This window comes from Eoetvoesiella sp. (genome assembly GCF_035555955.1).
Lineage (GTDB): Bacteria > Pseudomonadota > Gammaproteobacteria > Burkholderiales > Burkholderiaceae_B > Eoetvoesia.
Genome location: NZ_DATMGA010000013.1, coordinates 1 through 17,424 on the forward strand (window position 1 = coordinate 1; position 17,424 = coordinate 17,424).

The window sequence follows — 17,424 nt, forward strand, 5'->3', positions numbered from 1 at the left end:
AATGAAACGCATCATCAAGACGGCCCTTGCGGCAGCATGCCTGGCAACCGCCGCGACCAGCCTGGTTGCCGCGCCCGCCTCGGCGGCCGAGCCCTTCAAGATCGGGCTCATCGTTCCCATGACCGGCCCCTTCGCCTCCACGGGTAAGCAAATCGACGTTGCCGTCAAACTCTATATGCAGCAGCACGGCGACGTGGTCGACGGCCGCAAGATCCAGGTCATCCTGCGCGACGACGGCGGCCTGCAGCCTGAAAACACCAAGCGCATCGCCCAGGAAATGGTCATCCAGGACAAGGTCAATGTGCTGGCCGGCTTCGGCCTGACCCCCCTGGCCTTCGCCGCCGCCCCGGTGGCCACCCAGGCCAAGGTGCCCATGATCGTCATGGCCGCGGCCACGTCGTCCATCGTCAAGAAGTCGCCGTACATCGTCCGCACTTCCCAGACGCTTCCGCAAAACACCGCGCCGCTGGCCGACTGGGCAGCCACGAAAGGCAATATCAAAACCGCCATCACCCTGATCACCGACTACGGCCCCGGCCATGACGCCGAGAAAGTCTTCATCAAGCACTTTACCGATCACGGCGGAAAAATCCTCGAAAGCATCCGTGTCCCGCTGCAAAACCCCGACTTCGCGCCGTTCCTGCAGCGCGTGAAAGACGCCAAGCCCGATGCCGTGTTCGTCTTCGTGCCCTCCGGCCCCGGCGCCGCCCTGATGAAGCAGTTCAAAGAAAAAGGCCTGGCCCAGGCCGGCATCAAACTGATCGGCACGGGCGACGTGCTGGACGACGACCTATTGCCAGCCATGGGCGACGAAGCGCTGGGCGTCGTCACGGCGCAGCACTACTCCGCCGCGCACAACTCGCCCGAGAACAAGGCCTATGTCGCCGCGTTCGAAAAGCTGACCAACAACAAGATGCGCCCCAACTTCATGTCGGTGGGCGGCTATGACGGCATGCATCTCATCTATGCCGCCCTCAAGAAAGCCGGCCCCAACGCCACGGGCGACCAGCTTCTGGCGGCCATGAAGGGCATGAGCTGGGTCAGCCCGCGCGGCCCGGTCAGCATCGATCCGCAAACCCGCGACATCATCCAGAACGTGTATATCCGCAAAGCCGAAAAGGTCAACGGCCAGATCTACAACGTCGAGTTCGAAACCATCCCCAACGTCAAGGATCCGGGGGTCTAACCCGGCTTGACCGGCGTGCCGGCAACGCGCAGTGCTTCCTGGCGCGTTGCCGGCGCCCAAACAACTTCCAGGAGAGCAGTATGAGCAAGCTGACGGCCCGGCTGGATCATCTGGGGGTCAATACCCCCAGCCCGGACTCCCAGGCCTCTTTTTATGCCAGCGCCATGCAAATGCGCACGACACCGCTGGATGACGGCGGCTTCATGTGCGAAGGCCGCGAACGCCGCATGGTGTTCACGCCCGGCCAGGCCAATACCCTGCGCTATTTCGCGCTTCAACTGCCCTCCGCCCAAGACTTGAAAACCTTGCGGCAACGCATTGCCGCCGCGGGAGTCGCCATCCAGCCCTCCCCTTCGCCATTTTTCGACGAGAGCGCGTTCTTGGTCGTCGACCCCGACGGCAACCGCATCGTCCTGGGCTACGACCCGCAAGACCGCCTGCGCGACGCGGGCCTGCCCGCCCGGCTGCAGCATGTGGCCTTCGGCACCACCGGCATCGACGCCATGCTGGCCTTCTACCAGAACGTGCTGGGCCTGCGCGTGAGCGACAACGTCTACGCCGACGACAACAGCCTGCGCTCGTGCTTCCTGCGCGCCGGCACCGAACACCACATCATCGCCATATTCGTGGCGCCCAAGAATTCCTTCGACCACCACTGCTACGAGGCCGGCGACTGGGATCTCATTCGCGACTGGGCCGACTACCTGTCCACCCACGACATCCCGCTCGACTGGGGCCCTGGCCGGCACGGCCCGGGCAACAACCTGTTCTTCATGATCCGCGATCCCGACCGCAACTGGCTGGAAATCTCGGCCGAACTCGAAGTGGTCAACGAAGACCGGCCCACCGGAAGCTGGGTGCACCAGGAAAAAACCCTCAATAGCTGGGGCAAGGCCTACCTGCGCAGCTGACACGCTTTTGCGGCCCGTACGCCGCCGTTTCATGCGGGCCGCCCGCATGGAACGGAGCCGTGCCCTGAAACACGGCATTCAATATATACGCTTATATATCCATCGCAAACGACACCGTAAACACCACGATCACCGCAACATCCACGCCATACTTTCGCAATTTCAAGGATCATCCATCATGCATCTGCTATCTTTCGTCGGCCGCAACGGCCAATCCGGCTACGGCGCCCAGCTCGACAACCAGCGCATCGCGCACCTCAGCGCCGTGCTGGGCAACCGCTACCCCGACCTGAAATCCCTGCTCGACAGCGGCCTGGCCGACGCCCAGGCGGCGCTGGCCACCGCGCCCGTGCTGTCGCGGCACGAAGTGCACCTGCTGCCGGTCATTCCCAACCCCAATAAAATCATCTGTGTGGGCCTGAACTACGAAACCCACCGCAAGGAAACCGGCCGCCCGGTCGAACAGCACCCCTCCATCTTCACCCGCTTCGCCGCCAGCCAGATCGCCGACGGCGACCCGATCATCCGTCCCCATGTGTCCACACAGCTCGACTACGAGGGCGAGCTGGCCCTGGTCATCGGCCGCCCCGGACGCTATATTCCCGCCGAGCGCGCTCTCGAACACGTGGCCGGATACGCCTGCTACAACGACGGCTCCATCCGCGACTGGCAGCGCCACTCGCACCAGTTCACGCCCGGCAAGAACTTCGTCGGAACGGGCGCTTTCGGCCCCGCGCTGGTCACCCGCGACGAAGTGCCGAACATCGAGGCGCAAACCCTGACCACCCGCCTCAATGGCGAAATCATGCAGCAGGCCAAGATCTCGGACATGATCTTCTCCATCGGTGAAATCATCGCCTACGTATCGTCGTTCACGCCGCTGGAAGCCGGCGACGTCATCGCCACCGGAACGCCCGGCGGCGTCGGCGCCAAGCGCGAACCCCAGGTGTGGATGAAGCCCGGCGACATCGTCGAGGTCGAAATCACCCAGGTCGGCCTGTTGCGCAACCCCATCGTCGACGAACTGGCCTGACGGCCTTTTCCGGAACAGCAATATGACTGCCGAACGCATCAGCTCCGTCGAGCGCATGCTGGCCATCCCCCGGCTGTTCACTGAAGAACGGCCGGTGTGGAGCGTCGAGGACGTCGCCAAAGAGCTGAACCTTTCCATCAGCACGGCATATCGCTATTTCCAAAGCCTTACCAAGTTCGAGTACCTGGACGAAGTGCCCAACGGCGGCTATTGCCTGGGCTCGGCGTTCATCGAGTTCGACCGCAGCATCCGCGTCACCGACCCGTTGTCCAAGGTTGCCGGCCCCATCATCTCGGGGCTGGCCTCGTCCATGCATCCTGGAACCTCGCTGATACTGTGCCAGGTCTACCAGAAGAAAGTCATGTGCATCCACCAGGAAACCGTGGCGCCGTCCAGCGCGGGCATCAGCTACGAGCGCGGCAAACCCATGCCGTTCTACCGCGGGGCCACCTCCAAGGTCATACTGGCCTATATGTCGTGGCGCCAGCAAAAACGCGAATACGAAAACCAAACCGAAGAACTGCGCCGGGCCGGCATGGGCGACGACTGGAAATCGTTCAGCGCCGGCTTGCGCACCATACGCAAACGCGGCTATTGCGTGTCGCGCGGCGAAGTCGACCCCGGCCGCATGGGCATCGCGGCCCCTATCTTCAATGCCGACGGCCGTGTCATGCGCAGCCTGAGCGCTGTGGTCTGGGAAAAATACGTCGACCAGGCTGGCGAAGACCGCCTGGTCACGGGCATCGTGATGGCGGCGGCGCGAATTTCCGAAGCCCTGGCCCGCATCGAAAACAGCCCGCGGCCCCAACAGCCCGGCGCCGAAAAGTAAAAACAGCTGGAGAATCCATTTATGCAGCCCCAAGGCGCAACCCCCGTCCCTGTCACCATTGTCGGCGCCGGGCCCGTAGGCCTGATGCTGGCCAATCTGCTGTGCGCGCAAGACATCCCGGTGGTGCTGCTGGAACGCAACCTGACCACCGTCAAGGCGCCCCGCGCTGTTTCCATCGACGACGAGTCCCTGCGCTCGCTGCAAATGGCGGGCCTGGCCGACAACGTGCGCGGCATCTGCGCCATGGACTACGGCTCGGTCTATCTCGGCCCCGACCGCCGGCCCTTCGCCTCGGTGTCGCCCACGGCCGCCGAGTACGGTCACCCGCGGCGCAGCGCCTTTGCGCAGCCCGAGCTGGAGGCCATGCTGGCCGACTCGCTGCGCCGCTACCCGCACCTGGAACTGCGCTTCGGCCACGAGGTTCTAGGCCTTGAGCAAGACGACGCGGGCGTGACCCTGGAGGTGCAAACGCAAGACGGCTCCCGCTATTCGCACCGCAGCCGCTACGTCGCGGCCTGCGACGGCGGGCGCAGCCCCATCCGGCACATGCTGGACGTGGGCATGAAAGGCTATACCTATGAAAAAAAATGGCTGATCATCGACCTTGCCGGCACGCGCGACAACTTCCGCGAAACCCGGGTCTACTGTGATCCGCGCAGGCCGGGCATCAACCTGCCCGGCCCCAACGGCACGCGCCGCTTCGAATTCATGCTGCTCGACGGCGAAACCGACGAACAGGTCACAGACCCCGCCTTCATCAGCCAGCTGCTGCGCGACCACGGTCCTGACGACGGCGTGGAGATCGTGCGCAAGCAGGTATACACCTTCCATGCCCGCATGGTGACCGAATGGCGAAAAGGCTCGGTTTTCCTGCTCGGCGACGCCGCGCACCTGACACCGCCCTTCGCAGGCCAGGGGCTGAACAGCGGCCTGCGCGACGCCTCGAACCTGGCCTGGAAACTGGCCGCCGTCGTCCAGGGCCGGCTGGGGCCCGCCGTGCTGGACAGCTACCAGGACGAGCGCCCCGAACACGCCTGGGAACTGATCAAGCTGGCCATTACCCTGGGCCGCATCATGATGCCCGACACCATGCTCAAGGCGCGCCTCATCCAGGCGGGCTTCCGGGCCCTGCAATGGGTGCCTCCCGCCAACGACTACATCACCCAGATGCGCTACAAGCCCAAGCCGCGCTTTTCCAAGGGTTACATTGTGCCGGACGGCACCGACCTGCGCCGCACGCGGGTCGGTCGCATGCTGCCCCAGCCCGAAGTGGAAACCCAGGATCGCTACACCCACAGGCTGGACGAAATACTGGGCATAGGCTTTGCGCTCATAGCCTTCCACGCCGACCCGGCCGAAGCCTTCAGGGGCCTGCCGGAACTGCCGTTCGAATCCCGGCTTGGCCTGAAGCGTGTTTGCGTCACACCGCGCTACTACAACGCCTTCCCCGACGCGCCGGGCGCGACCACTGTGCGCGATGCGCGCGGTGATTTCGAACGCCATTGCGCCGAAGCCAAGGACAGCTGGCTTCTGGTGCGTCCCGACCGCTACGTGCTGGCCCGCATCCCGCGCGACAACCCCCAGCATACCGTCGAGGCCTTGAGCCGGCTGCTGCAGGCCTAGGAAGCGTTGCTCCTCAAGCCTTGCATCCGTCACGACTGGAAGGCCTCTGATTTTGTAAGGTTTCTTGACAAGATAGTCAGGTAAATTTACCATCTTCGGCAAGACGGGACGGGAGCCGCCATGCGGCAATCCAGATCCGTCTTCAATAATCATCCCGGAGACGAAAATGAAAACCATCCATAAACTGGGCTGCGGCCTGGCACTGTTCGCACTTGGACTCGGCGGCGCGGCGCACGCGGCCGAGCCGCTTAAAATCGGCATGGTTCTACCCATGTCGGGGCCTTTTTCCGCCTACGGCCAGCAAATCCTGAGCGGCGCCAAGCTGTACCTCAACGAGCACGGCAACAAGCTTGGCGATCGCCCCGTCGAACTCATCGTCAAGGACGACACGGGCATCGCTCCCGAACTGAGCAAGCGCGCGGCGCAAGAGCTCGTCGTCCAGGACAAGGTTGCCATACTTGGCGGATTCGGCCTTACTCCACTGGCCTTCGCCGCGGCCCCCGTCGCCACCCAGGCCAAAGTGCCCATGATCGTCATGAACGCGGCCACGTCGTCGATCACGACCAAGTCGCCGTACATCGTGCGCACCTCCATGACGCTGCCGCAGGTCACGGCGCCCATGGCCACCTGGGCGGCCAAGAACGGCATCAAGAAAGTCTATACCCTGGTGGCCGACTTCGGCCCGGGCCACGATGCTGAAAAGCAGTTCGTCAAAACCTTTACCGCGGCCGGCGGCGAAATCGTCGGCCAGGTGCGCACCCCGCTTTCCAACCCGGACTTCGCGCCTTTCTTGCAGCGCATCAAGGACGCCAAGCCGGACGCCGTTTTCCTGTTCGTGCCCGCCGGCGAGCAGGGCGTCGCCTTCCTCAAGGGCTTCAAGCAGCGCGGCCTGGATGCCGCCGGCATCCGCCTGATCTCCACCGGCGACCTCACCGGCGAAGACGTCATCGACTCCATGGGCAATGAAGCCGTTGGCGTCGTGACCTCCATGCATTATGCCGAGGCCCATGACTCCGCGCTCAATAAGGCGTATGTCAACGCCTACTACAAGACGGACCCCAAAACGCGCCCGAACTTCATGTCGGTGGCGGGTTACGACGGCATGCACCTGATCGACGCCGTGCTCAAGAAAACCGGTGGCGACGCCAATGGCGACAAATTCATCGCCGCCGCCAAGGGCATCAAGTTCGAAAGCCCCCGCGGCCCCATCGCCATCGACCCCGAAACGCGCGACATCATCCAGACCGTGTACATCCGCAAGGTAGAACGCGTCGATGGCAAGCTGCAGAACGTCGAGTTCGACAGCATCCCCAACGTCAAGGACCCGGGCAAGGAAAAGTAAGCATCCAGGATCTGGCTGCATCAAACGGGACCGGCCCTTTCCCAAGCCGGCCCGAATGCGCCGTTCGGCGGATTCGCGCACCAACTTCCCGGCAGTGATAAAGTTCGCATAGGCCCGCCGCCTCACTTTGCGGCCGAAACACCGAGCAAGCGAACGCATGGAAAACACTCCCGTCCCGAAAAAAGCCGCTACCGCCCGCCGCCGGCCGCGCGCGGCGCGCGCCGTCGGCGAACACGAGAACATCCAGTCCTGGCGCCGGCACAACGTCGGACGCCTGCTGAACAATGCCATCAACCGGTTCGAAAGCCGCATCCTGGAATTGATGGATGACGCCGGGCACGGCGGATTCTCGCTCAGCCACATCGCGATCACACGCAATCTGGATATCGACGGCACCCGCGCCACCGACCTGGCCAAGCGGGCCGGCATCACCAAGCAGTCGGTGGGCGAACTGATCGTTCAGCTCGAGGCCGGCGGCGTCATTGCGCGCAAGCCCGACCCCAGCGACAAGCGATCCCGCATCGTCTTCTTTACGCCCTTGGGAGTCGAATGGCTGAACGCCTTTCGCACGGCGCTGCAGCAAGCCGAAGCGGAAATGGAAGATGAACTCGGCGCCCAGCGCCTGAACCTGCTCAAGCAGGCGCTGACCGACTACGGCGGCAAATAGCCGCGCACAAATAAAGTTAAGAAGCCCCCACGCTGCGCCGCTAGCGCGGCTTGCTGCCCCCCGAGGGGGAGCTTTTTGCCTTGGGGCGGCCCGGCGGCAAAAGGTAGCCCCCACGCTGCGCCGCTAGCGCGGCTTGCTGCCCCCCGAGGGGGAGCTTTTTGCCTTGGGGCGGCCCGGCGGCAAAAAACAAAGCCCATGCACAGCATCGTGCACGCCGTTAAAAACACATTGACGATTTAGTAAGGATAACTTACTATAAACGCATTCCTTCCATCAGATTCCCGGAGTGCGACACATGCTACCGAGCAAAACTTCCGTTGCCATTGTCGGCGGCGGCCCCTGCGGCCTGATGCTGGCCAACGAGCTTGGCCGGCGCGGCGTACAGGCCGTTCTCGTCGACGAGAAGCCCGGCACCGCCTTCAACCCCCAGGCAAACGCCACCCAGGCCCGTACCATGGAGCACTTTCGCCGCCTGGGCTTTGCCGACGCCATACGCCGCCTGGGCCTGCCCGGCGACTTTCCCACCGACATTGCCTATTCCACCCGCTATGCCAGCCATGAACTGGCCCGATTCCAGTTGCCGTCGGCGCAGGAAGCCCTGAAGAAAATCCACGCCTTGTCCGGCTCCTGGAGCGCCGCCGAGCTGCCCCATCGCGTTTCGCAAAAATACGTCGAAGCCGAATTGCGCAGGCAGGCCGAAAAGCTGCCCGGCATTTCCATCAACTACGGCTGGAAAATGACCGGCTTTCGCGATCTGGGCGATTCGGTTTGCGTCGACGTCGAACGTCTTGCCGACGGCGCCCGCCAAACCATCGAGGCCGCCTACCTCGTCGGCGCCGATGGGCCCCGCAGCCTCGTGCGCGAACAACTCGGCTTTCGCTATAACGGCGAGACCGGCATCGTCCGCGACTTCATGGGCGGGCGCATGTATGCCATCTATGCGCGCGCGCCCGATTTCTATCGCGCCGTGCCGCACGCCCCCGCCTGGATGAACGTATGCTTCAACCCCGAGCGGCGCGCCTTCATGGCAACCGTCGACGGCAAGGGCGAATTCGCGTTCCATACCCAGCTCAAGGCCCATGAACGCGAAGAAGACATCACCGACCAGCAGGCCCGCGAAATGTTCCAGGCCGCGGTGGGCCTGCCGATCGAGGTCGAGATCCTGTCGCGCGGTTCATGGACGGCCGGCCATTCGCTGGTCGCCGAACACTTCCAGAAAGGCCGCGTATTCCTGGGCGGGGACGCCGTGCATCTTTTCACGCCCACCGGCGGCCTGGGCTACAACACCGCCGTCGAAGACGCCGTCAATCTGGGCTGGAAGCTGGCGGCGGTTCTCAAGGGAAGCGCATCCCCCACGCTGCTCGACACCTACGAGGCGGAACGCCGGCCGCTGGGTATCCGCAACACCGGATACGCGCGCAAATTCGCCGACTCGCTGGGCCTGTTCAAGCCTGAAAGCAATATCGAAGACGACAGCCCCGAAGGCGCCGCCGCACGCGCCAAGGCCGGCGTCTACCTGGCCGCCCATGGCCGCGCCGAATTCAACATCCCCGGCGTCACCTTCGGCGGCCGCTACGACGGCTCGCCGGCCATCGTTGCGGACGGCAGCTCGCCGCCGCCCGACTCGGCCAACGAATACATTCCCTGCGCCGTTCCCGGCGGACGTCCCCCGCATATATGGCTCGACGACGGCCGATCGCTGTACGACGCCTTCGGCTTCGAATGGACACTGCTTTGCATGGGACCGAACGTCGGCGAAAGCCGTGCCTTCGCCGACGCGGCCAGCCGCAGGAAAGTCGAACTTGAAGTCGTGCATCTGCCGCAGGCCCGCGAACTCTACGAAGCCGACTACGCCCTGATCCGCCCCGATCAGATCGTGGCATGGCGCGGCGATTCGGGTTCGCAGGCCGGGCGCATTTTCGACCAGATACTCGGAACCGGCGCCGCCCTTCCCGACGCACCGGCAAAAAAAGCCATAGCCTGAAACCTGGAGACAAGCATGAGAGACCTCAACGAACACACCATCACCGCCGAAATCTCCCTACGCCAGCCTGCACTATGATTTCATCTTAAAATCCACGAACGACTAAACTAGTTCATACTTTCAAAGCACAAGGGTTCCGCCATGAATCACGACTTTATCTACGAAGCGCTTCCAACCCGGGTAATCTTCGGCCAGGGGAAGCTGCAAAGCCTTCCGCAAGAAGTCGAAAAGCTTGGCGCCCGCAAGGCTTTGGTTCTGTCCACGCCCCAGCAAGAGGCATGGGCCCGAAACGTTGCCGAGCTATTGGGCTCTACGGCTGCGGGCGTCTACAGCAATGCCACCATGCATACGCCGGTCGAAGTCTCGGAAGAAGCGGTCGCCTACGCCAAGCGCGTGGGCGCCGACTGCGTCGTGGCCCTGGGCGGCGGTTCGACCACAGGCCTTGGCAAAGCCATTGCGCTGCGCACCGGGCTGCCGCAAATCGCCGTGCCCACCACCTACGCCGGCTCCGAAATGACCCCCATCCTGGGCGAAACCGAAAAAGGCGTCAAAACCACGCAGCGCCAGCCGGTCATCCTGCCCAAGACCGTCATCTACGACGTCGACCTCTCGATTACGCTGCCGCCGGCGCTTTCCGCCACAAGCGGGCTGAACGCCATGGCGCACGCGGTCGAGGCCCTGTACGCCCAGAACCGCAATCCCGTCACCTCCCTTATGGCCGAGGAAGGCATTGCCGCCTTCGCCCGTTCCCTTCCCACCATCGTCCAGTCTCCCAAAGACATCGAAGCCCGCTCCGACGCGCTGTACGGCGCCTGGCTTTGCGGCATATGCCTGGCTTCGGCGGGCATGGCCCTGCACCACAAGCTCTGCCATGTGCTGGGCGGCGCCTTCGACCTGCCCCACGCAGAAACCCATGCAGTCATGCTGCCGCACACGGCCGCTTACAACAGCGTGGCCGCCGCCGATGCCATGCAGCGGGTGGCGCGCGCCCTGAACTCGACCGACGCCGCCACAGGCCTTTGGGAACTGTCCGGCAAGCTGAAGGCGCCGCAGTCCCTCAAGCAACTGGGCATGCCCGAATCCGGCATCGACCGGGCCACGGACCTGGCCATGAAAAACCCCTACTGGAATCCGCGCCCCCTGCAGGCCGAAGCCATCCGCGCCCTCATCGGCCGAGCCTGGGCCGGCGAAGCACCCCAGCCGTAAACAGCCTCCCCTCTCTGAACGTCAGGCGCCACGCCAGCGCGGCGCCGTTGGACGCACCACACCTGAAATGCCAGGACGGAGGCCGTTGCCTGATAAAAAGAGCAGCGTCGGCATGGCTGACAATCGTGGGCCAAGCAACGCGAATGCTTGAACGGCCTCCAATTATTATGCATAATAATTAAAAATACGCATAAAAGGAGACCCCTATGCCTCTCGCCAGCCCGGCCCCCATCCGCCGCGTCGTCATCGGCGCCCAAAACGGCAAACCCGTAATCCTCAGCGACGAGCGCAGCGTTCGCGAGTTCGATAATCTTCCGGGGTTTTCCAACACACTCATGTGGACCACGCCGGCGCAGCCGCAAGTCGGCCAGCCCGCCCTGGCCGCCGACCCCGTCCCCGCTGTCACCACGTTCGTTCCGCCCGTCGGCGAAACGCGCTTCATGATCGTCACTTTTCCTCCCGACGCGAGCATGGGCGACCCCGGCTTCAACGGCGAGGCATTCGGCAAGGAACTGGCCGAAAAAATGCCCGGCCTGGCCGAGCTGTTCGAACCCGAAGACCCCGCCATGCACATCACCGACAGCGTCGACTACGGCGTGGTGCTCGATGGCGAAGTCTGGCTCGATCTGGGCGCCGGCGAGGAAGTCCACTTGAAGCGGCACGACGTCGTCATCCAGAACGGCGCCCGCCACGGCTGGCGCAACAAAAGCGCCGGCATCGCCACCATGCTGTTCGTGCTCATCGGCGCGCAGCGCCAGCCCGCGTAAAACCGGACTAGCCGCCCAAATACGCCTTGCGCACGGCTTCGTCCTTCAACAGGGCGGCTGCGGAATTGGTTCCCACGATGCGCCCCTGCTCCAGCAGATAGCCGCGATCGGACAGCTCCAGGCTGCGCCGCGCGTTCTGCTCGACCAGCAATACGGTGACGTTGGCCTTGCGCACCTGCTCCAGCGCCTTGAACAGCTCGGACACCATAAGCGGGGAAAGCCCCAACGAAGGCTCGTCCAGCAACAGGACGTCGGGCGCCGACATCAGCGCGCGGCCGATGGCCACCATTTGCTGCTCACCGCCGCTCATGGTGCGCACCGCCTGCGGCATGCGCTCGCGCAACTTGGGGAAGAGTTCGAGCACCTGTTCCAGATTGCGCCGTTCGTTCGGCCTGGCCCGCTTGGGGTAGGCCCCCATGAACAGGTTTTCGCGCACCGTGAGTTCACCGAATATACCGCGTCCTTCGGGCACCAGCGCTATTCCGGCTTCCACCCTTTCGAAGTCCTTCAGCGCCGACAAAGGTTGGCCGTTCAGGACGATGGCGGCGTCGCCGGCAACCGGCATCAGGCCCGAAATGCTGCGCAACAGCGTGGACTTGCCCGCACCATTGGCGCCCAGCACGCTGACGACCTCACCCTTGTCCACGTGCAGGGAAACGTTGTCGAGCGCCTTGTGCATGCCGTACCAGGCGCTAAGCCCTTTGATCTCAAGCATGTTCGTCCCCCAGATAGGCGCGGATCACTTCGGGATCGGACAATACTTGTGCCGGAGTACCGTAGGAAATGGGCACGCCGGCCGTCATGACGACGCAATGATCGCAAAGCGAACGCACCGCCTCCAGGACATGTTCAACCATGAGTATGGAAATATCGTCGTCTTTAAGGGAGCGCACCAGGGCGATGGCATCGATCAGCTCGGTGGGGTTGAGCCCGGCCAGCCACTCGTCCAGCAGCAGCACCTTGGGCCGGCCGGCCAAGGCCCGCGCAAGCTCCACCTTTTTTTGATCCATATAGGTGAGCCTGCCGGCTTCTTTGCCCGCATAGCCCGCAAGCCCGACTCTTTCAAGCAGAGACTCGGCCTGTTTTGCGGCTTCGCGGCCGAACAGCCGGCCATTGGTGAACGCCATGCCCGCCACCACGTTCTCGCGCACCGTCATGGTATTGAACAGGCGCACCAGTTGAAACGTGCGCCCCACGCCATGATGGGTGATGCGATAAGCGGGCGAACCGGCGAACTCGTGGCCGTCGATTTTCACCGAGCCCGAATCGGGAGCCAGCACGCCGCTGATGAGGTTGAGCGCCGTGGTCTTGCCCGAACCATTGGGGCCAAGCAGGCCGACGATTTCGCGCGGCCGGATCTGCAAAGACAAGCCATCCACGGCCTTGAGTCCGCCGAAGCGGCGCGACAGGCCTTGCACGTCAAGCAAAACGCTACTCACGAGCCCCCCTCAGCCTTTTCGGCAAAGCCAGAAACCCGCCCGGCAGCAAATAGACGACGCACAAGAAAATAGCCCCCAGCACCAGGCTGAACTGGTCGGGAAAATACTTGGAAATGACTTCGAAGGCCAGCACCATGGGAATCACGCCGAGAACCGGGCCGAAGTACAGTGCAATGCCGCCCAACAGCGCCATGACCACCACCTGGAACGACACCAGGGAGTTGAAGGCGATGGAGGGTTCTATATAGGTCCAGCGCGGCGACACGATGGCACCGACAATGGCCATGATCATGGACGTGGCGACGAACACCACGAGCTTTACCGCCACCGTATTGATGCCGCAATTGCGAGCGGCGGTTTCGTCTTCGCCGATGAGACGCAGCGCAAAACCCAGCCGCGAACGCACCAGCCAGGCGCCCAGCGCCCATACCACGGCCAGCAGCGCCAGAAGCTGCCAATAGATTTGCGCCGGCGTGACCTCCAGGAAAATATAGCGGCCCACCGAACCCTGCACGGTGGACTCGTACCAGGTGACCAGTTGGCGGATCATCTCGGCCACGCCGAAGGTGAAGATGACGAAGTACATGCCCGACAGGCGCAAAGTGCAAACCCCGATGATCAGCGCCAGAACACCGCCCGCCAGCGCGGCGACCACCAGAAGAACCGGCCAGGGCAGGAAGTCGGACAACACCGCCACGGCATAGCAGCCCACGCCGAAGAAGGCGGCGGTGGCCAGGGAAACCAGGCGCGTCGTACCGCAGAAAATACCCCATACCGTGGCCAGGTTGGCATACAGCAGCAGGTTGATCATGAAGGACGTGGTGTAATCGTTGCCCATTTCCGGCGCAAACGCCAGCACCACCAGCAAGACGACCGACACCACGGCAAACAGCGTATGGCGTTTATTCACCGTGCCACCCTCCCGAACAGGCCCGCGGGGCGGAAGATGAGCACCAGCAGGAAGATCGCGTAGTTGGCCGCCAGCGTGAGGCCCGGATCGATATAGGCCGATACGAAGCTTTCGACCAGGCCCAGCAACAGGGCCGCCACCACGCAGCCCGCGAAATTGCCCACCCCGCCCATGATGACGACGATCAGCGCCTTCATGGTGAACAGCACGCCCATCGTGGCATTGAAGGTGGAGAACATGCTGATGAGCACGCCCGCCACGGCCACCAGCGCCGTGCCCAGCGCAAAGCCCAGCATGGCGATGCTGATGACGTTGATGCCCACCAGGGGCGCCGCCGCCGGGTTGACGGCCACGGCACGCAAGGCTGTGCCCACCCGCGTGCGGGTAAGCAGCAAATACAGCAAGCCGCTTAGCGCCACCGCCACGCCCAGAACCAGCAGGCGGTTGGCCGCGATGGTCGTGCCGATGAAATCGACGGGCAGCGACAAGAACGAATAGCTAAGATAGTTGCCGCCGAACAAGGCCAGCATGATGCCCTGGATGACGAACAGCAGTCCGAATGTGGACAGAATGCTGTCGGCTTCGAGTTCGTCGCGGCTGCGGGCGCGGCGCACCAAAGGCAAAAAGGCGTAGCGGTACAGCACCGCGCCCAGCGCGGCGCCGATGGGCGCCAGCAATATCGTGGAAATCAAGGGGGATATTCCCAGGCGGGTAAACAGAACCAGCGCAGCCAGCGCGGCCGCAATCAGCATCTCGCCATAGGCAAGGTTGAGAATGCGCGCCACACCGTACTGCAGGTTCAGGCCCAGCGCCACCAGCGCGTAGGCCCCGCCCAGGGTCAGCCCGAAAATCAAGGCATCGGCAATAGGCATAAAGGCTCCGAATCAAGCCTTCCAGGCCGGCTTCGCAATGACCGGCTTTACGCCTTCCTGGTTGGGAGCCACACCGTGGAAAACGCCATCTTGCCATTGCCCGACCAGCCAGCCGCCCTGCATGATGTGATCCTTGAACGCCAGCGGGCCCATGACGGTATCGAAGGTCGTGGAGTTGAGCACCTTGATGATCGCCGGACGGTCGACCTTGCCGACTTTTTCAATGGCCTGCTGCAGGGCCTGCAAACCCGAGTAGCAAAGCACGCTGACCCAGTGGTCGGGCAATGTGCCGGTAAGCGCCTTGTGCCGGGCAATGTAGTCGGTCACGGCCTGGGAATGCGGATTCCAGCCGCCCGGCCCCATGACGCCTTCGAGGGTAGCGGCGCCGAACTTGGCCGGGTAGATGGACAAGGCCGTGCCCACACCAGCGTAGAACACCTTGGGATTGAAGCCGCGCACCCGGGCCGCTTCGGTCAGCGCGAAGGTGTCGGGCGGATAGCTGAACGCCAGGAAGGTGTCGGGATTCTTTTGCTGCGCGGCCGCGATGATGGGTGTGAGGTCTTGCGTGGCGATGGGATAGCCGGCATCGTAGACGATTTCGAATTTCGCCTTGGCCAGCGCCGTGCGCGCCGCCTTGGAAAGCTCGAGGCCGAACTGGTCGGTCACGTTGACCACGGCCACCTTGTTGCCGATTTTTCCGTCGGTGCGCAGCTTGCTGAGTATGCCGACAATGGCTTCGCCGTACGGCGTTGCGGGCTCGAGCAGCGAGAAAATATTGTCCCAGCGCTTGACCAGCTGAGGCATGCGGTCGGTGATGAAGCTGGGCGCGATCATGGGGAAATTGCCGCGGTGAAAAGCCGGTGCCACCGCCAGGTTCATGCCGGTGCCCCACGGGGGCAGCAGAAAATCGACCTTGTCCTGGCTGATGAGGCGGTCGACCGCCCGCACCAGTTCTTCGGACTGGCTGCGGTCGTCGTATTCGACGACCTCGATGGGCAGCTTCTTGCCGCCCAGGTTCAGGCCGCCGGCCTTGTTGACGTCGTCGACCCACAAACGGTAGTTGGGGATTTGCGATGCATTCGCGCCGCCGGTGAAGGGCCCCGTCTTGGAAATGGCCCAGCCCACCTTGATGGATTTGCGCTCTTGGGCATGCACGATGGAAGGGGCTGCCGCCACGGCGGCCACGGCGCCTGCGGTACGGACAAAATCTCGTCTGCTGATGCGAACTGTCATGTGTGTCTCCTTGAATATTATTAGGGGTTTATCACGTAGTTGCTGAAACCGCCGTTCCGGTTTTCTATGCCCGAAATCGCTTCGTTCACCTGATCCAGCGGAAATCCGACCTGTTCGAACACGGACATGTCAAGCAGTCCGGATGCCGCCATGTCGGCCATGTCTTGTCCCTCGCCGGGGGTAAACCAGCAAGAGCCTATCACACTTTGTTGCAAGTCCATCATGGTGTGCAAATCCATCGGCACACTGCCCGCCGTGGCGCCGATATCGATGGCCGTTCCGCCGCGCTTGAGCGCCCGCATGCTGGCCAGCAGGGTTTCGTGCCCGGCGCCGGGCCCAAGGCAATCGACGTAGATATCCACGCCTTCGCCGCCGGTAAGGCGCTGGATCCAGGCGTCGATGGGTTCGCTGTCGTTCAACGACTTGACTTCGATGCGGTGGGGAGCCAATGCCTTGACTCGATCCAGCAGAACCTGGTTGCGGGCCGTGCCGAAGATGCGGGTGGCGCCCATGGCCAGGCCGAACAACGCGCCACCCAGCCCCAGGGTGCCGCTGATGCCGTTGACCAGCAGTGTTTTGCCGGGCCTCACCCCCCCTTTGCGCAAGCCGGCATACGCCGTGCCCAGATAGCCGAAACGCGCCGCCTGGTCGTAGCTGAGGCTGTCGGGCAGACTGACCAGCGAGTACTGAGGCGCGGTCATGTATTCGCACAGGCCGCCATAGGGATAGTCGTCGAAAATCTTCATGGACTTGTCGGAAAAACCGAAGTAACCGTTGAACGTCCAGTACTCGCAATTGGTGTGCTGGCCGTTGCGGCAGGCCCTGCAGCCGCCGCAATAGCGGCCCGGATTCACGTATACGCGGTCGCCCGGCTTCCAGGCATGCACCTGGGAGCCCACGGCCACGACCTCGCCGGCCGGATCCAGCCCGAAAATGGCGGGCAGCGGCGGCAGCGGCCTTTCGGGAAACCAGGTTGTCCAGTTGCTGAGGATGTTGCCCAGGTTTGGCACGATACCGCAGGACTTGACCCGCACCAGCACGTCATTGGAACGGGGCTCGGGCACGGGAACCTGTTCGATTTTCATGGGCTCGCCCACTTTATGCATGCGGGCGGCTTTCATGGTTTTCGGCAATGCCATCTGGATCTCCTTGGTTATTGTGATTTGCCCTGGCGGCATCCTGGAAACAAGCCCCGGAAACGCCGGCCGGCAAACGCGCGCGGCAGGCTTGCCGCGGTTGCGAATGTAGCCATTCTAGGCACCCAGGATGCGTTTGAGCATAGGTGTTTGCACTAAATTTTATGCCTAAAATTAAATAATGTGCATAATTTATCACAAAGGAGAAACGTGGCGCTGGACAAGGCGGCCCAGGTTGAAAGCGCAACGACACTACGGCGGCCGAAAAGCCACCGCGGATCGTCAG

General features: G+C 63.2%; 16 protein-coding genes. 10 read left to right on the forward strand and 6 right to left on the reverse strand.

Annotation, left to right across the window (positions count from 1 at the left end; all coding sequences use genetic code 11):
* The first annotated feature begins 1 nt into the window (after position 1).
* The 10 genes from VNT00_RS03075 (at position 2) to VNT00_RS03120 (ending at position 11,548) form a co-directional block, all read left to right on the forward strand.
* Positions 2 to 1,186, forward strand: coding sequence for an ABC transporter substrate-binding protein (locus tag VNT00_RS03075; protein WP_325584403.1), 1,185 nt, complete (start codon positions 2 to 4; stop codon positions 1,184 to 1,186).
* Positions 1,187 to 1,266: 80 nt separating this feature from the next.
* Complete coding sequence (locus VNT00_RS03080) at positions 1,267 to 2,097, forward strand: VOC family protein (RefSeq protein WP_325584405.1); 831 nt, start codon at positions 1,267 to 1,269, stop codon at positions 2,095 to 2,097.
* Positions 2,098 to 2,275: 178 nt separating this feature from the next.
* Positions 2,276 to 3,130, forward strand: coding sequence for a fumarylacetoacetate hydrolase family protein (locus tag VNT00_RS03085; RefSeq protein WP_325584407.1), 855 nt, complete (start codon positions 2,276 to 2,278; stop codon positions 3,128 to 3,130).
* Between the two features lie 22 nt (positions 3,131 to 3,152).
* Positions 3,153 to 3,959, forward strand: a complete 807-nt coding sequence (locus VNT00_RS03090) for an IclR family transcriptional regulator (protein WP_325584409.1) — start codon at positions 3,153 to 3,155, stop codon at positions 3,957 to 3,959.
* 84 nt (positions 3,960 to 4,043) lie between these two features.
* A complete protein-coding gene (locus VNT00_RS03095) occupies positions 4,044 to 5,582 on the forward strand; it encodes a bifunctional 3-(3-hydroxy-phenyl)propionate/3-hydroxycinnamic acid hydroxylase (protein WP_414650875.1) in 1,539 nt (512 codons plus the stop codon).
* A gap of 166 nt (positions 5,583 to 5,748) precedes the next feature.
* The gene (locus VNT00_RS03100) at positions 5,749 to 6,924 is read left to right on the forward strand and encodes an ABC transporter substrate-binding protein (protein WP_325584413.1); all 1,176 of its coding nucleotides are present in this window, start codon (positions 5,749 to 5,751) and stop codon (positions 6,922 to 6,924) included.
* Between the two features lie 157 nt (positions 6,925 to 7,081).
* Positions 7,082 to 7,591, forward strand: coding sequence for a MarR family winged helix-turn-helix transcriptional regulator (locus VNT00_RS03105; RefSeq protein ID WP_325584415.1), 510 nt, complete (start codon positions 7,082 to 7,084; stop codon positions 7,589 to 7,591).
* 295 nt (positions 7,592 to 7,886) lie between these two features.
* Positions 7,887 to 9,575, forward strand: coding sequence for an FAD-dependent oxidoreductase (locus VNT00_RS03110; RefSeq protein ID WP_325584417.1), 1,689 nt, complete (start codon positions 7,887 to 7,889; stop codon positions 9,573 to 9,575).
* 141 nt (positions 9,576 to 9,716) lie between these two features.
* Positions 9,717 to 10,781, forward strand: a complete 1,065-nt coding sequence (locus tag VNT00_RS03115) for a maleylacetate reductase (protein WP_325584419.1) — start codon at positions 9,717 to 9,719, stop codon at positions 10,779 to 10,781.
* Positions 10,782 to 10,987: 206 nt separating this feature from the next.
* The gene (locus VNT00_RS03120) at positions 10,988 to 11,548 is read left to right on the forward strand and encodes a cupin domain-containing protein (protein WP_325584421.1); all 561 of its coding nucleotides are present in this window, start codon (positions 10,988 to 10,990) and stop codon (positions 11,546 to 11,548) included.
* A 7-nt stretch (positions 11,549 to 11,555) separates the two neighbouring features.
* Here VNT00_RS03120 and VNT00_RS03125 read toward each other — a convergent pair whose 3' ends face one another.
* The 6 genes from VNT00_RS03125 to VNT00_RS03150 are packed head-to-tail and all read right to left on the reverse strand — an operon-like array spanning position 11,556 to position 17,141.
* Entirely contained in the window at positions 11,556 to 12,263 is a 708-nt protein-coding gene (locus VNT00_RS03125; protein ID WP_325584423.1) for an ABC transporter ATP-binding protein, read from the reverse strand.
* Entirely contained in the window at positions 12,256 to 12,987 is a 732-nt protein-coding gene (locus VNT00_RS03130; RefSeq protein WP_325584425.1) for an ABC transporter ATP-binding protein, read from the reverse strand. The genes VNT00_RS03125 and VNT00_RS03130 overlap by 8 nt, the downstream gene beginning before the upstream one ends.
* Entirely contained in the window at positions 12,980 to 13,897 is a 918-nt protein-coding gene (locus VNT00_RS03135; protein WP_325584427.1) for a branched-chain amino acid ABC transporter permease, read from the reverse strand. The genes VNT00_RS03130 and VNT00_RS03135 overlap by 8 nt, the downstream gene beginning before the upstream one ends.
* A complete protein-coding gene (locus VNT00_RS03140; protein ID WP_325584429.1) occupies positions 13,894 to 14,769 on the reverse strand; it encodes a branched-chain amino acid ABC transporter permease in 876 nt (291 codons plus the stop codon). The genes VNT00_RS03135 and VNT00_RS03140 overlap by 4 nt, the downstream gene beginning before the upstream one ends.
* 12 nt (positions 14,770 to 14,781) lie before the next feature.
* A complete protein-coding gene (locus tag VNT00_RS03145) occupies positions 14,782 to 16,002 on the reverse strand; it encodes an amino acid ABC transporter substrate-binding protein (RefSeq protein ID WP_325584431.1) in 1,221 nt (406 codons plus the stop codon).
* A gap of 20 nt (positions 16,003 to 16,022) precedes the next feature.
* On the reverse strand, positions 16,023 to 17,141 hold the full coding sequence (locus tag VNT00_RS03150; protein ID WP_325584433.1) for an alcohol dehydrogenase catalytic domain-containing protein: 1,119 nt from the start codon (positions 17,139 to 17,141) through the stop codon (positions 16,023 to 16,025).
* Positions 17,142 to 17,424 lie beyond the last annotated feature (283 nt).

What these genes read in the sequence shown, in the direction of transcription:
- VNT00_RS03080 (WP_325584405.1), top strand. Translation starts at nt 1,267, where the DNA reads ATGAGCAAGCTGACGGCCCGGCTGGATCATCTGGGGGTCAATACCCCC.
- VNT00_RS03125 (WP_325584423.1), bottom strand. Translation starts at nt 12,263, where the DNA reads ATGCTTGAGATCAAAGGGCTTAGCGCCTGGTACGGCATGCACAAGGCG.
- VNT00_RS03075 (WP_325584403.1), top strand. Translation starts at nt 2, where the DNA reads ATGAAACGCATCATCAAGACGGCCCTTGCGGCAGCATGCCTGGCAACC.
- VNT00_RS03085 (WP_325584407.1), top strand. Translation starts at nt 2,276, where the DNA reads ATGCATCTGCTATCTTTCGTCGGCCGCAACGGCCAATCCGGCTACGGC.
- VNT00_RS03150 (WP_325584433.1), bottom strand. Translation starts at nt 17,141, where the DNA reads ATGGCATTGCCGAAAACCATGAAAGCCGCCCGCATGCATAAAGTGGGC.
- VNT00_RS03095 (WP_414650875.1), top strand. Translation starts at nt 4,044, where the DNA reads ATGCTGGCCAATCTGCTGTGCGCGCAAGACATCCCGGTGGTGCTGCTG.
- VNT00_RS03120 (WP_325584421.1), top strand. Translation starts at nt 10,988, where the DNA reads ATGCCTCTCGCCAGCCCGGCCCCCATCCGCCGCGTCGTCATCGGCGCC.
- VNT00_RS03105 (WP_325584415.1), top strand. Translation starts at nt 7,082, where the DNA reads ATGGAAAACACTCCCGTCCCGAAAAAAGCCGCTACCGCCCGCCGCCGG.
- VNT00_RS03140 (WP_325584429.1), bottom strand. Translation starts at nt 14,769, where the DNA reads ATGCCTATTGCCGATGCCTTGATTTTCGGGCTGACCCTGGGCGGGGCC.
- VNT00_RS03100 (WP_325584413.1), top strand. Translation starts at nt 5,749, where the DNA reads ATGAAAACCATCCATAAACTGGGCTGCGGCCTGGCACTGTTCGCACTT.
- VNT00_RS03090 (WP_325584409.1), top strand. Translation starts at nt 3,153, where the DNA reads ATGACTGCCGAACGCATCAGCTCCGTCGAGCGCATGCTGGCCATCCCC.
- VNT00_RS03115 (WP_325584419.1), top strand. Translation starts at nt 9,717, where the DNA reads ATGAATCACGACTTTATCTACGAAGCGCTTCCAACCCGGGTAATCTTC.
- VNT00_RS03110 (WP_325584417.1), top strand. Translation starts at nt 7,887, where the DNA reads ATGCTACCGAGCAAAACTTCCGTTGCCATTGTCGGCGGCGGCCCCTGC.
- VNT00_RS03145 (WP_325584431.1), bottom strand. Translation starts at nt 16,002, where the DNA reads ATGACAGTTCGCATCAGCAGACGAGATTTTGTCCGTACCGCAGGCGCC.